Origin of the sequence: Polynucleobacter sp. MWH-UH25E, assembly GCF_018687095.1 — a bacterium.
Taxonomy (GTDB): Bacteria; Pseudomonadota; Gammaproteobacteria; order Burkholderiales; family Burkholderiaceae; genus Polynucleobacter.
This window is the reverse complement of sequence record NZ_CP061286.1, coordinates 1,687,221-1,702,190: the sequence shown is the minus strand read 5'-3', so window position 1 is coordinate 1,702,190 and position 14,970 is coordinate 1,687,221. Positions and strand designations below refer to the sequence as shown.

The window sequence follows — 14,970 nt, the reverse complement described above, 5'->3', positions numbered from 1 at the left end:
ATCATCGAATGAACCCCATTGAGGCGAAATAAGCTATGAATGATTTTAAAAAATGGATGTCGCAAGTCGGTCATTCAATCAAAAAAGCAGTTAATAAGATATTGGCTTTAATGGGTTGGGTGGTAGTTTTATTCGAGACCTTGGCAAGAGCGCTTTATAAGCAGATTCGATATGACTTTGATCTAGTTTTAATGCGCATCCGTGGTGCAAAAATTAACCTTGAGGATCGTTCGGCCGCTGCTCCGCAGGCTAATAAGCAATTTGCGATCAATTGCCTGCAAAAAGCTCATCCAAGTTTTTGGATTCCGCTTGTGAAGGAGCATTATCAAAAAGCTCTTCAGTCTTCCTCTATCGAGTGGAATGCTTTTAGGGCAGATATTGATAAGCTGCAAGAGCGAATTCGTCAATTTCGTAATCCGACCGCCAAACAAAAGACTGTCGGCGACCTTTCGCCATTTGCGGGCGAGCGCACGACGATTATTGCTTCGAGCATTGTCATTAACTTGCTGGCCTTAGCATTTCCATTGTTGATGTTGCAGTTGTATGACCGAATCTTGCCGCATCAATCTTTAGAGACCTTGGCTTTAATTGCCGTAGCGGTTGGCGTGGCGGTAGCACTGGAGTCTGTAATGAGAGCGGTGCGATCGTATACCACCGCTTGGATCTCTGCGCGCTTTGAGCATAAGGCTATGTTGGCAGTTACAGAGCGTGCTCTCGCCGAACCTTTGCATGACTTTGAGCGTAAAGGCACAGGAACGGTGATGGATGACTACAAATCTGTGTCATCTTTGAAGTACCACTATTCTGGTCAAACCTTTCAGCAGTTGATGGATTTACCATTTACTTTGTTGTATGTGCTGATTGTGTTCATTTTGAGTCCTTGGGTTGGTTTATTGCTCACCGCAGGCTATGCGGTTTTTGTTTTTATCACTTGGAAAAATGGTCGCGAAGACCCGATTTTGATTAAAGATCAAAAGCAAGGGGACCTGCGCCGCGCGAATTTTCTCAATGAAACGCTGAGCAACGTCCACACCTTAAAGTCCATGACGATGGAATCTTTAATGTTGCGTCGTTATGAGCGCTTACAAGAAAATTGCGCGCGCTTAATGTCTCGCGTGACCTATGCGCTAGATATGTCGGCAGGCATTGGCAATATTTTCTCACCCATGATGAATATGTTGATAGTGGCTTTGGGTGCTTGGTTGGTGATCACCCATCATCTAACCAATGGTGAATTGGCGGCTTGTATTTTGCTGGGTATGCGCGCGCTCGCACCCTTACAACGCTTAGGTGGCATGTGGGCGAAGTATCAGCAAGATGAGGTGTTGCGCGATAACCTTGCGCTTACTCTGATGCAAGAGGGTTTGCCCGCAAAGGTGGCTAGCCAAGAGGGCGCTGTGGAATTAGCAAACCGTCCTCTACAGTCGGCTAAATTGCAATTAGAAAATGTGCATTACCAATTCCCGGGTAGCAAAACAGAGCTATTCTCTGGATTGAATTTAACTATTGAACCTGGGGAATTTTTAGCGATTAAAGGGGATTCAGGTTCAGGACGCAGTACCTTGTTGCAGCTCATGGCTGGAGTTTTGCAGCCAGTACAAGGAAAAGTTTTGATTGATGGTTCGGATCTTAAAGAGATCCCCTTGGATAGGCTAAGCGAGCACGTGGCCTATCTGCCGCAAAAAGCCATGATGTTTGAGGGTTCGTTACTCGATAACGTCAGTGTGTTTGAACCCAATCGGGTTGAGCGCGCTTTGCTGACCGCAAAAATGCTGGGCTTAGGTGATTTCGTGGCAAAAATGCCGCGAGGCTGGGATTCTCCTGTTGGGGATACGGCTGCAGATGCCATGCCGCCTGGATATCGTCAACGTATCGCGATTGTGCGTGCACTCTCCAATCAACCGAATATTGTTTTGTTTGATGATGCTACATCTGTCATGGACTCTGACGGCGATGCTACCTTCTTGAAGTTTATGGAGGCGGTACGCGGCAAGGTGACTGTGGTTCTAGTTTCTCAGCGCCCATCGTTTTTGCGTTTAGCTGATCGTACTTTGTATTTACAAGACGGTAATTTGCATGAAGTGGAACCGAATAAAGTAAGTTCGATTCATGAGGCAAGTTCAGCACAGTACTCTGCTAAGGATCCTGTTTTCGTTGGTTCGACGCCTCAATACCGCGCTATACCTAAGGAAGAATTTTTTGATTCACCATTTAAGGGCGGTGGAGTAGATGACAATCGTTGGAACCATACCCATGAAACGATTGAAAATAATTTCAAGGTACAAACTGACCTTTCAGGCTGCTTAGCACTTTTGTTGAAGTTGATGAATGCGCGAGGGACCGCTCGAGAGGTAGCGGAATCATTGCCGTACTACACCGATAGCTTGGATTTAACAAGCTTTCATAATGCGATGTCGCAGATGGGTTATCGCACCAATGAAGTGAAGTGCACCCTTGGCATGCTTGAGCCTCGTTCATTGCCATGCTTGTTCGTTCCAGATAGCGGAATGGCGTTTATCGCCATGGGGCGTTTAGGTAGTCAAATGCGCGTGGGAGACACTGCTACTGGAGAGGCTCGCATGGAGCCTAATCTCAATATTTCTGGCCGAGCATTTTTCTACGAGCAGGCTGAAATCAATGTGAATGACACGCGTTCGTGGGTGGGTAGAGTGTTGCTGCGATTTAGCCCATTGATTGGTCAGGCCACTTTATCTGCGCTCGTATCGGGCTTGGTCATGATGTCAGGCCCATTATTTTTGTCGATTGTCTATAGCACGGTGATCCCATCGGGCGCAAAAGATACGTTGTTGTATTTGACGATTGGCGCAACGATTGGCCTTGGTGCTGGTTACTTTTTTATGCGTCATCGTGCTCGTATTTTGGCTTACATATCAGGCCGTATTGAATACTTGTTCGGCGCAACTATTTTGCAGCAAGTGTTGAAAATGTCCCCTGCTTATACCGAGCGTGCTTCAGTGGGCTCTCAAACCTCACGCCTGCAAAGTTTTGAAGCTATTCGTGATTTATTTACAGGGCCCTTAGCCTCTACCATCTTGGAATCTCCCGCAACCCTCGTATTTTTAATTGCGCTGTCCATCATGAACCCAATTTCACTATTGATCTTTGCAATCATGGTGGTGGTGTATGCGTTGCTTTATTGGATATTTTCTGGTTTAACTCACGATCGAGTTGCGGCAGTAAGTAGGGCGGTTACCAAGCGCAATGAATTTATCGTGGAGATGGTAAGTAAGATGCGCATCATTCGTGAGTGTGGCGCTCAGCAACTTTGGTTGGAGCGCTTTAGGGAGATCTCCGCCAACGCTACGATGGCTTCTTACAAGGCAGAGCAAGTCTCTTCTTTATTAGTGGCGGTATCCTATTTTGTGATGATGCTATCGGCATTAATGATTGTTTCGGCAACAGTGCCTGCAGTTTTAATGCAAACAGTTTCAGCTGGTGGTTTGATTGCTTCGATGCTTCTCATGTGGCGCGTGTTAAGTCCAATTCAAACCGTCTTTACCAATATGACCCGTATTGAGCGTGTACGCAGTGCGACCCGTCAAATCGATAGCTTGATGAAGATTCAGGGAGAGCGTCAAGAGACGGCAACTTCATTGGTTTCTCGTGGCCTTGAGGGCGCACTCGAATTTGCTCGTGTCTCATTCCGTTACTCCATGAATGTCGACCCAGCCTTGATTGGTGTGGAGTTCAGAGTTAATCCGGGTGAGTTGATCGCGATTAGCGGCCCGAATGGTGGCGGTAAATCGACGCTCTTAAAACTCATTCTCGGAATGTATCAGCCACAAGCAGGATCAATTTTGATTGATAACGTAGATCTGCGCCAATTGGATCCGATGGAATTACGGCGCTCCATTGGCTATGCGCCACAAGATACGCAACTGTTCCGCGCCACGATTGCTCAGAATTTGCGTTTAGCTCGTCCTGATGCGAGTGACGACGAGGTTTATCAAGCGCTCGATATGGCGGGCGCATTAGAGCAAGTGATGGCCTTGCCAAAGGGTATTGAGTACAGGGTAGGCGATAACACCAATGAATTGCCATCCAGTCTGAAGCAAAAATTATCCTTGGCGCGCGCTTACCTCACACGAGCGCCCATTATGCTGTTTGATGAACCCGGTGCCGGTTTGGATGAATACGGTGACCAGAAGTTTATGGAAACGCTTAAAGCATTGAAGGGTAAAGCAACCGTCTTGTTTATCAGTCATCGACCAAGTCATATTCGTTTGGCCGACACATTATTAGTTTTAGATAAGGGTTACTTGCGGGCTGCAGGACCACCCGATGTTCTCTTAAAACAACCTACCGCAGCGTAAGACACTATTTCATCGAGAAGAGTACCGATATGAGCACACTACCTACCTTGCCATCTGATGATCAATCAAAGAGTCAGCCGCGGCTGACTCTTGGTGATCGCACCGATAATTATGTTGCTAAGGCAATCTTGCTTGAAGAGGCAGCGCCACCCGCCTATATGAAAACCACGGTGAAGTTGGTTTGCTATGCCTTGGGCATCTTTTTCCTGTGGGCCATTTTTGCCACTTTGGATGTGGTGGCGATTGCTCCAGGGCAAATCATGCCGATTCAGGCGGTTAAAGTCATTCAGCACGTTGACGGCGGAAGAATTGCCACCATTGATGTGGTTGATGGTCAATCGGTGCATGAGGGACAAGTGCTGATGCGCCTCAATTCCACTGAAGCTGGTGCCGAGTACCAAACCCTTGCGGCAAAGTATTGGGGTCTTTTTACTCGGGTAGAACGTTTGCGTGCATTGCTAGGCGATCGACCTGCTGATTTCTCAAAAGTGCCCGATGAATATAAGCAACTGGTGACTGAACAAGAATTCACCCTAAAAACTCAAAAAGATCAGCTCACCCAGTTGCAAAATGAAATCAAGATCTTTTCTGAGGTGAGTGCTATTCGTGGTGATTTGGCGAAAGAAAAACTCAATACCCGGGTTCAAGCATTGGATGCTCAGCGCAACCTAAGTGGCGCTCAAGCCGAGTTGCTGCGGTATCGCCGTACCAATATGGATGAGCTCAATGCAGCCGCGAATGAACTGGCCCAAACCGAAGAGCAAATGACAAAGTTGCAAGACCGCTTAACTCGGGTAGATGTTCTATCTCCGGTTGATGGTGTGGTGCAGGATCTCAAGTTCCGTACGATTGGTGGCGTCATTCCTCCAGGCGCAACCCTGATGAACGTGATTCCATTGGATGGAAAAATGCATGCCGAGGTTCGCGTGCTTCCCACTGACATTGGCTTTGTGAAAGTGGGTCAACCAGTGCGCCTCAAGATCGGCACGTTTGACTTTATGCGCTACGGCACGATCGAGGGTAAGGTGTCTATGGTTTCCTCATTTAGTACTTTGGATGAGAAACAACAGCCTTATTTCAAAGTGATTGTTAGTCTTCCTCAAAGTTATGTGGGCGATGATATGAATAAGCGTATTGATCCGGGTATGACTGTGCAAGCTGACATCATGACAGATCGTCAGTCTGTATTGCGTTACTTGTTGCGTCCAATCTACGTTGCATTTAAGCAGGGTATGCGGGAACGTTGATTTGGTAAACGCTGATTAAGAGCATATGATGAGGACGCAAACCGTCGCCTCAACAACGATTAAAAGAGAGGCCTCTCAAGGCCTTTCTTTGTCTGCTCGTCAGCGCGAGCTGCTCGATTTATTGGTCGAAGGAAAAAGCAATAAAGAAATCGCCGAGGAACTGAAGATTGAGTCAGGCACGGTCAAGCAACACTTGTTTGTGCTCTTCAGAAAATTGGGGGTTAATAGTCGTGCTAAGGCAGTGATTGCAGCTTCTCAGATTTTTAAGCCAAATGTACTTGAAAATACTACTAAACGCGGCAACACCAAAGCAAGAGCTGGAAAGAGTGCAACCAAGACCACTGCAAAAGCAGATGAAGGTTATTCTTGGCGCTTAGTTTCGGCTGTAGCGGTATCGATTGCTGAGCTTGGCGAACTGAAGCCCAGTGCGATTTCCATGCGCGATCAATTTCTCAAATCACTGCGAGAAACGATCGAAAAATTAGCAGGCGCATTGGATGGGCAAGCGAGCTTTCTGCCTGGCGGAGGATCGGTAATTTGGTTTGGGCATCCTTATGCCCATCTGGATGACGCCGACCGAGCGGTTTTCTTGGCTCAGTATTTGCAGTCTTGGGCAGAACACTATCAAAAAACCAGTGTCAGTCAAGTCAGTAAAAAAAATCCTCCTATGGCCTTACTTGGGATTGGACTTGCATCACACACCGAGGTAGTTTCTGAAAGGGCAACTGAACTCTATGGTGCTGAAGCCTTTCGTAAAGCAGAAACCTTGGCGCATCACGCCATGGCTTTAAAAATGCCACTATCTGATCTATTAACAAAAAAAATCGCCCCGATGAGTGGTGCTTGGATGGAAATCAAATCCAAAGAGGGCAATAAAAAATTGGTGGTCAAGGATGTTGGCCCAATTGTGGTGGTTGGGCAAAACAGATCAATGCTGTATGACTCGGCTGCTAAATGGGGCGGATTACCGTTCTTGGACAATGCCTTTGAAGCTATTAACAGTGGCTTGGCACAATGGATCTCGGTCGAGTCTTGGCCTCCTGCAGCCGCAACACTGCTAATTGATTCTGTCGCGAGTGTGGTTGTCAAAAAGAACTTTCAAATTCTGAAATTGAGAACCCCAGGTTCTCATCGTCGGGATCGGGCATTAGCCAGCTTTACTTCTCAGATCGAAATGCAGTTTAGCGAGCTCCTCTCACTCTCAGAAAAGATTTATCCCTCACAAGGCGAAAGAATTGCTGGTTTATTGGCCGAGATTTCAAAAGCGAGCCCCCTAGCGGTTTTGGTCTATGGCATGAAGGCCCTAGATGTATTTAAGTCGGTGATTGGTGAAGCGGGAATCGATCGTTTAGCCTCACGTCAAATCATGATTGTTGCCGCGAATATGCAAGATCAAGGGTCGGCACAGATTAGTGTTCGTATATTGGGGCCAAAACCCAATATAGCGCCGTTTTCACGAGTATTTAATTTACAAATGCCAAGACTTGATCAATTGCCCGAGGGAATACAAGTCGATTTTCGTGCTTTGCTAGATGGCCTCAATTCATTATCTCGAGAGCTGGTAATTCGAGCGGCGAGTGATCTTGAAACGCCGATGCTGACTATTCTGAGTCAAATGAATGAGCCACATCATAAAGTTCAAGCGTGCATTCAAGAGCTGACAAGCTCCGGATTGATTTGCGCTAGCCAGGGAGGGGGCTTTGAGTTTCGCGATTTAAGTACCGCACAGGCGATTAAGCAGTTGAGTATTGCAATCTCCAATTCGGAGACTGCCTCATGAGATTTACCTTGCTACTAACCTTTTTGATAGCAAGCCTGCTCTCTGTAGTTGCTCATGCTTCTGTTCGAACATCTGCCTTGACAGTTTCATTGCAGACGATCTCTCCAAGTCCTACTGTAAACATGGATAAGGGAGTCACTGCTAGACCCCCTCTTGCAAATGCCGTGAGCGAGGAAAAATCCGAATCTAAGCCAGAGGGTAGAGTAGTGGTGATGGCCATCAAAGGTCAAATCTCCAAAAAAGTTTTGGAATCCATTCGCACTTCTATTGGTAGTGTTAATAGCGACCCCATTCCAGCAGGATTGATTGTGTTGTTAGATTCGCCAGGCGGCGATGGCATTGCTGCCATGAAGATTGGTGAAATTCTGCGAGCTAATAAAGCCCATGTGTTTGTCACCGGGCAATGTGCCAGTGCGTGTATTTTTGTTTTAGCTAGCGGCGTGGTTAGGGCTGCACCTGCATACACGGTTGGCATACATCGCGGCCGCATTACGAAAAGCGATGCTAATGCAAAAATCTTGGAGGAGATTGATGTTAAAACCAATCCACAAGCAAGAGAAATGCTAGAGCGCTTTGAGAAAGCCGTGCCTGTTTATTTTGCGCAGATGGGAATGCCACCAGATTTATTTCAGGCGATGCAATCCCACCAATTCAAAGGGGTTTATCGTCTCAGCACCGAAGAAATTACCTTTTATGGGCTCAGTGGTTTTGAGCAAAACTACTTAGATGCAAGGGCGCAACAGTTTGAGAAGTTGCAGGGGCCTTATCACATGGACAAGGATGAACTGCATCGCCGCTCTCTCAAAGTTGCCTCCCGTTGCGCAGAGTTTGATCAAAAGCATACTGCTTTTATCAATTGTTATAAACAAGTGTTGAGAGACCCCTTTTTAAACTAAATCATGTTCAGTCAATTACGGTCATCTCTTACACATCTGCAGACCACGGCGAATGGCTTGGTGAAGCACTGCGTTAAAAAGTTAGACTACGCACTTTGCATTATTAGCTTGAGCGTTTTGACAGGCTTAGTGCTCAGTTTTAATTTACTCATTAGCCTACTGTCTGAATGTGCCAAAAAATTCAAGGCCTTTGCGTATCCTTTTGCGTACCAAAATGCATATGCCCTTTGTGTACGAAGTCAGGAAATTTGGTTAAGAGAAACTAGCAAAATTGTGCGAATCACATTGGTAATCTGCAAATTGTTCGATGATGGTTTGGTTTATTTGGGTAAGGTCACGCTTAATCTTTTCTCGATTCCAGTGAATGTCATCATTTTCGTTATCCGACTTACCTTTATGTGCTTCAATCAACTTGGTGAGGATTTGCGTAAGGTAGTCGTGACTGGCTATCACTGCATGAGGGATGGGTTTAATGCGGCTTTAAATATTTCTATACCACTCATGAAACCCTCGATGTACGGCGCCATTTTGGCGACCGCGATCATCGGCACGACTAGTAACGCTGATGTTGCTGATGAGATGAAAGTGCTCATTGAGCAAAAAAAATCCGCCGAGGCCTATGCTCTTGGATCAAAGCATCCCGAGCTCATGGGCGATCCACTCTTTGATTATTTCTATGGGGTTGCTGCGACTGAAACAGGACATGTTTCTATGGGCGTACTATCGCTAGAACGTGTACTGCTGAATGACCCCAATAACGACTTGGTTCGTTTGGAATTGGCGCGAGCTTACTATGCGCAAGGCGAGTATCTGCGAGCAAAAGATGAGTTTTTAGCGGTTAAGAAAAATCAACCGCCAGCTGGAGTAGTGTCAACTATTAACGTGTACTTAGATGACATTAAGGCTAAAGAGGGGATGTATAAGGCCACGTATGGCTTTTATGTAGAGCTGGGTATGGGTTACAACAATAATGTCAACGCTGCCACTGCAGTCAATAACATTATTCTGCCTTATATCGGCCCCATTACCCTAGGTGCGAGCTCGCTCCCGCAAAAATCGGTATTTGGCTATGACAGTATCGGGGCAAATTTTGCCATGCCGATCACTTCCGATGTGAGTGTATTTGCGAATGCCAATACCAGTGCACAGCGCTATTCGCAGGTCAATGGTTATAACTTAAACGTTACGAACGCCACTACTGGTGTCAAAATTACTGACGGACCGAATACTTACAAAATTGCAGGCTTTGGCAGTATTGCGCAGATTGATCAGGTGCCGGTGCCTAATACCTATGGCGCAGGCGGTGAGTATGTACGTCAGCTCACTGATACGCAGTCAGCTATGCTGGCAGTCGGCAGTACCGTATTGCAGTACCCAAGCCAATTTAATGCTTATAACTCAAACCTCAATATTGTCACCGCAGGCTATCGCAAGGCATTTCCTACGGTCAAGTGGAAGCCTGTATTGGATGCGGCTCTGAGTACATCACACCAAACCGATACGAGCAATCGCCCCGACTTAGGCAGAAAAATTAATGGCGCAACCTTGCAAGCTAGCTTTTTGCCAACCGATAAATTTGGTATCACCTTAGGGGCTGGCTATGCGCAAAGTAAATACGATGCTAATGATCTGCTTTACCAAGCTGCACGTAAAGATAATTTGTATTCTGGTAACGCCGTATTGCAATACAAATTGACTAAAGAGTTATCTGCTCGAATGGAGTTTACCTACTACAACAACCAATCGAATCTTGTTTTGTATGGATACGAACAGTGGACAGGTGCGATTAAATTACGATATGCTTGGGACTCAAACTAAATGAACGCCTTGTCTTTCATGCGCACTGCCCACCTACTTCACAGCGTTGCGGGGGTTGCTATGACTCGAATTTCCGTCTACTTCAAATTGCATCAGACTCGCATGCTTGGCATAGTGTTGCTCTTGCTTATTGCCATGATCCATCTTGGTAACGCTCAGGCTCAAACCCCAGCCGCTGCGGGCAAAGTGTTGATGGCAATTGGAGATGTCAAGGCTATGCGTGGTGGACAAGCAATCGCATTGGCGAAAGGTGCCGATATTTTGGCGGGCGATGCTGTTGTTACGGGTATCGCGAGTAATGCTCAACTACGCATGAGCGATGGCGCTGTGATTGCATTGCGTGCGCAATCTGAATTTAAGATTAATCAATACAACTTCAATGGCAAGACTGATGGCTCTGAAAAAGCTGAATTAAGCTTGGTAAAGGGCGGGGTGAGGGCAGTTACAGGTGCTATTGGCCGTGAAAATAAAGACAATCTGCAAATTAATGCGGTAGTGGCTACCGTTGGTATCCGAGGAACTGGATTTAACATCAATGTGTGCGAGGGCAACTGTTTTAATCCCGATAAAACCCCAGTCAAAGATGGTTTATATGCTGGTGTATTTGAGGGCAAGATTGTGGTTAAGAACCAGGTATCCGTTGAGGCGGTAGGCGTTAATCAGTACCTGTATGTTTCTGACAAAGACACCAAGCCCCAGTTCATTATTGCCCCACCCAATTTCTTGCCAGACCCATTAACAGGACAAAAGTCTGCCAAGCCAAAAGGCCGTAGCGATGCCGTCACAGAAATCCCTTCCTTAGCAGTTGCAGTTAGTGCACCATCAAAATCCGCCGACGCACAGGTGCCAGTAGCAACAAGCGCGCTGCCCAATGTAACTGGGGTGACAGTGACCCAGCCGCCAGCACTTGCTGCCAGCACTAATGCTTTTGTACCGTCCCAGCTCTATAACGACCCTGGATTAGGAAATGGCCTCCCTGTGCAAGCCAATGCAGGCTATGCCTTTTACTTGCAAAAGGCGGAAACATATCCCGCGGGAACCCTAGGCAGTGATGGGCTGCCTCCCCACAATATCCTGCCTGATTCAAATCCAGTCAGTGGCGGTGTAACCCTCAATGCCATGGCAGTCACGCCATCAGCCACTTCTGGTCAAACGGCTTACATGACTCAGATTGGGCTAGATCCAAATGTTTATCATGTTACGGGTACCAACATACCGGTAACCTATGCCATTGGAACCGCTCAACAGATTGAGGGCGGCAATTTGAATAATGTGGTTTCCTGGGGTCGTTGGGCCAATGGCGATATTCTACAAATTGCTGGCTATAACAGTGGTGGCCCTGTAACGATTCCAGCTGGCAATGGCTTTCATTACATTGTTGGCGATAGAACTAGTACTGCCAATCTTAATCAATTTGTAGTGAATGGTTCAGTACTCAATTTTGCGTTGTTGGCCGCAACCACGCCAACTCCTGTCGGAGCCTCCCAAGGTACTTGGTCGGTAACTAGCGGTTCAATGACTGCAAATTTTGCAAGTGCTCAGTTAAGTGGTAATTTGGGCATGTTTAATACCCAATCGTCTGGCTATGGCATCTATAACATGACGTTTTCGGGCGGGTTGAGTCCCAGCGCCGCCTCAAATACGATTTCTACCAATGTTATGAAGACTGCAGGGAGTCTCAATTTGTGCGCTGCAGGATGTGCTGGAAGCGGTAATATCACGTTTTACGGAGGGGGAGCGGTCAATCCTTCTTTGACGCCTGCCCAAGCTGCTGGTATGTCCTATAACTTTAATACCGGTAACAATGTGGTGCAGGGGGTGGCGGTGTTCAAACGCTGATACCAATCTAACAAAATCCATCAAAATTATACAACTATAGTTATAGAACAAATATCAGTGTTGTAAGCTATAACTCGCAAGCATACAGTCAAGGCGTAAACAAGGGTTTTTTCCTTGTCAATTTCTATAGAAATACGAGAAGACGCCATGGCAGATGCAAATACCTCATCAACACAACAAACGTTTGATGCGCAACATCTAGATAACATTACATCGTTGCAACAGGCTGGTCCTGAGGCGCCAACGCAAGCGAGGGCAGATGCTCCTGTTTCAACGAATAATGTTGGCCCACAAGATGGCCCCAGTCTTCTCAATAGCACCACCAACCCAAATAATAATGTTGCCAATCAAAATGCCGTAGGTGCGAATTCAGCTCTTGGCACAAGTGCTAACACTTCCCTAGGTGGGGGTTACACGGGGGGCGGTACAGATGCTCTGGGACGTATCGCTGGAAATGGAGCTAATTACAACGGCGCTGGTCTTACAGTCACTGCTTTTGCTGGTGTAGGTACGGCCAACATTGATGGTGGCGGTCAAGGTCAGCAGGGTGGTGGGACCATTGGGCCTGTAGGGCAGGCCGCAACTGCACAAGCCGCAGCTGGGGTTGCTATTGCACCTCCCGGGGCACCCGGAACTCCCGTTACAACTGGCGCATCCCCTGTTACAGCTGGCACTGGTACTACATCAGGAACAACGACGTCGGCCCCTACCGGCGATGGTGGTTCTCCCGCCCCAACAACAGCGCCGACTACTGCTCCAACAACGACAACCCCTCCAACAACAACAGTTGATACCGTAACCCTTGGTGGCGGTGGTGGAAGCGGGCCGCCAGTACCTGCAAATCCCTTAAATACCTCATCTGGTGGACCTGAAGTTGCGGCATCACCCTCGTTGTTGAGTTCAATTTCTACCAATGTCGTAGAGATTCTTGGTGGCACCAATCTATCAAGCGCATCGAGCACTAATCCTGCAACTGGCCTACCTACTGGAGATGTAGCGCAAATTCAGTTCTTTGATCCCAATCCAATTAATACGCAACTGGTTTCGATCTCTCTGAATAATTTAGTTGCTAGCGACGTTGGTGGCAGTGCCTTATCAGAATTGCAGCTGACTGCACTTAGCACCGCCTTATCTCCTGACCCCAACAATACTGGAAACATCACCCAAGTATTTTCGATTGATCCACAAAACTATTCGAGTGTCATTACTACCGATCCAGGCACTGGTCTGCAGGGCTACCTCAAGACATTGCCTTTGTTATTTACGGTTCCTGACAAAACGTTTGATGCGCTATCTGTTGGCCAAACATTAACGGTTACCTACAACGTTACTATCTCGAATACGGGCTCTGGCTTAAGTTCAGCTACCCAACAATTCTCGATTGTCATCACTGGTACGAACGATCTCCCTGTTATCACAGGGGCGAGTATTACTGCTGTTTTGCCAACCTCAGTCTCTGTGGACCCCACCAGTTACGTATCCAATGCTACATTCACAGAATTGGTTCAGTCTGGACAGCCAGTGAACGGTGTATCCGATATTGCGACGGGCATTATTAATTTTGCCGATCCAGATGTGCTCAATGTGCACACCGTCTCGGTTACGAATGGCCCATTGAGTTCAAGCAATGATCTGCAATCGGGTTATATCACTTATACCGATGCAAGCAATCAGGCTGTTGCCTTAACGAGTCTTACTCCAATTGAGCAAGCTAATCTCAAGTCTGCTTTGACTGCTGCATTTACTACTGCAAGCACACCTTCTGTTGATAGTATTGTGAGTAATTCAGGGGGTGATGGCATTGGAAAAATCGCCTGGAATTTTTCCGTTGAAGACAATAAATTCGCTTTCCTAGCGCAAGGTGAAAAGTTAAACCTGACTTATACCGTTCAGGTTGATGATGGTAATGGCGGTACTGCATCAACTAATGTCACTGTTACTATTTTCGGTACTAATGACAAGCCTTTGATTACTGGCGGTAGCATCAGTAATACCGAAGCTGGCAATAGCACCTCTCATGGGATTGATCCCATTAGTCATGTAACAAATGTAGGTTTTACGGAAGTTGTTGATCCCAATACCGCAGTGATTGATCAAGCGGCTGGTCACATAACCTTTAGTGATTTTGATTTATCCAATACGCACTCGGCATCTATCAGGGCAACCCCATTTACCTTAACGGATAGTAATCACAACGATATTACTAGCGGGATTTCTTCTGGCGACGCAACTGCGCTGCAAACCATTCTTGCTAATGCCGGCAAGTTGGATAGCACGCAAAGTCATGACAGCACGGGCAATGGCACGGGCACTGTCGCTTGGAACTTTAATGCACCTGACAAAGCATTTGCCTTTTTGGCAGCAGGCGATCAATTAACCGTTACCTACAACGTAACCATTACGGATAACAATGGTGCATCTACTGTTGAGCCTGTCACAGTCACCATTACGGGTACAAACGATGCCCCAACACTGACTGCATCCTCTCCTTCCTATAACCTTGATGATGAAGTTGCACTCCCTGGCGTCAACGATGGTTACTCGATTAGTACATTTACAGCACAGGCAGCGGATGTTGATCATGGTGCGGTAAAAGGCATCGCCATTTCTGGAATTGCCGATACTGCGAATGGTACTTGGTACTACACAACCGATGGCGGAAATCACTGGACAGCAATTGACAACACTCAAATTGGTAACAACCATACCTTGTTGCTGGCCGATAATGCGTCAACCAAACTTTATTACGTTCCTGGGTCTGAGCCTGCGGCACATGGTGAGCAATCTACTCTCACATTCCATGCATGGGATCAAACCTCTGGATTCTCAGGAGGCTATGCTGATATCACCACATTGACTGGTAGCGGTGTTGGTGGGACAACTGCTTTTTCAGTTGGTACTGATACTTTAGGCGTTACAATTGCCGATGACCATGTGGTGGTCAGCTTAGCGCCAACAAGCACCCATGATGCAATCATCTCCGATGAAACCAATAGCGTTGGTTACACCATTAGCGTTGATGCTGGTAGCCAAGCTAGTACCGCTGGTGTATTATG

7 protein-coding genes are annotated in these 14,970 nt (G+C 46.9%); all 7 read left to right on the top strand.

All coding sequences use genetic code 11. The features are described from left to right. Positions 1 to 35: 35 nt before the first annotated feature. Positions 36 to 4,334: a peptidase domain-containing ABC transporter gene (locus ICV39_RS08760; RefSeq protein ID WP_215389707.1), complete on the top strand. Its 4,299-nt coding sequence runs from the start codon at positions 36 to 38 to the stop codon at positions 4,332 to 4,334. Positions 4,335 to 4,363: 29 nt separating this feature from the next. Then, positions 4,364 to 5,581, top strand: coding sequence for an HlyD family efflux transporter periplasmic adaptor subunit (locus ICV39_RS08755; RefSeq protein ID WP_215389706.1), 1,218 nt, complete (start codon positions 4,364 to 4,366; stop codon positions 5,579 to 5,581). 25 nt (positions 5,582 to 5,606) lie between these two features. Beyond that, the gene (locus ICV39_RS08750; RefSeq protein WP_215389705.1) at positions 5,607 to 7,361 is read left to right on the top strand and encodes a helix-turn-helix transcriptional regulator; all 1,755 of its coding nucleotides are present in this window, start codon (positions 5,607 to 5,609) and stop codon (positions 7,359 to 7,361) included. Continuing rightward, positions 7,358 to 8,257: an ATP-dependent Clp protease proteolytic subunit gene (locus tag ICV39_RS08745; RefSeq protein WP_215389704.1), complete on the top strand. Its 900-nt coding sequence runs from the start codon at positions 7,358 to 7,360 to the stop codon at positions 8,255 to 8,257. Before ICV39_RS08750 ends, ICV39_RS08745 begins: the two co-directional genes overlap by 4 nt. Positions 8,258 to 8,260: 3 nt before the next feature. Then, positions 8,261 to 10,075: a tetratricopeptide repeat protein gene (locus tag ICV39_RS08740; RefSeq protein WP_215389703.1), complete on the top strand. Its 1,815-nt coding sequence runs from the start codon at positions 8,261 to 8,263 to the stop codon at positions 10,073 to 10,075. A 60-nt stretch (positions 10,076 to 10,135) separates the two neighbouring features. Continuing rightward, positions 10,136 to 11,914 (top strand): FecR domain-containing protein, encoded by a 1,779-nt coding sequence (locus ICV39_RS08735; protein WP_215389702.1) that lies wholly within the window; start codon positions 10,136 to 10,138, stop codon positions 11,912 to 11,914. 147 nt (positions 11,915 to 12,061) lie between these two features. Then, on the top strand, positions 12,062 to 14,970 hold a 2,909-nt coding region (locus tag ICV39_RS08730), incomplete at its 3' end, for a VCBS domain-containing protein (RefSeq protein ID WP_215389701.1).

Bases quoted from the DNA above. Each gene is read 5' to 3' on its own strand.
- ICV39_RS08760 (WP_215389707.1), top strand. From the start codon at position 36: ATGAATGATTTTAAAAAATGGATGTCGCAAGTCGGTCATTCAATCAAA.
- ICV39_RS08755 (WP_215389706.1), top strand. From the start codon at position 4,364: ATGAGCACACTACCTACCTTGCCATCTGATGATCAATCAAAGAGTCAG.
- ICV39_RS08750 (WP_215389705.1), top strand. From the start codon at position 5,607: ATGATGAGGACGCAAACCGTCGCCTCAACAACGATTAAAAGAGAGGCC.
- ICV39_RS08745 (WP_215389704.1), top strand. From the start codon at position 7,358: ATGAGATTTACCTTGCTACTAACCTTTTTGATAGCAAGCCTGCTCTCT.
- ICV39_RS08740 (WP_215389703.1), top strand. From the start codon at position 8,261: ATGTTCAGTCAATTACGGTCATCTCTTACACATCTGCAGACCACGGCG.
- ICV39_RS08735 (WP_215389702.1), top strand. From the start codon at position 10,136: ATGACTCGAATTTCCGTCTACTTCAAATTGCATCAGACTCGCATGCTT.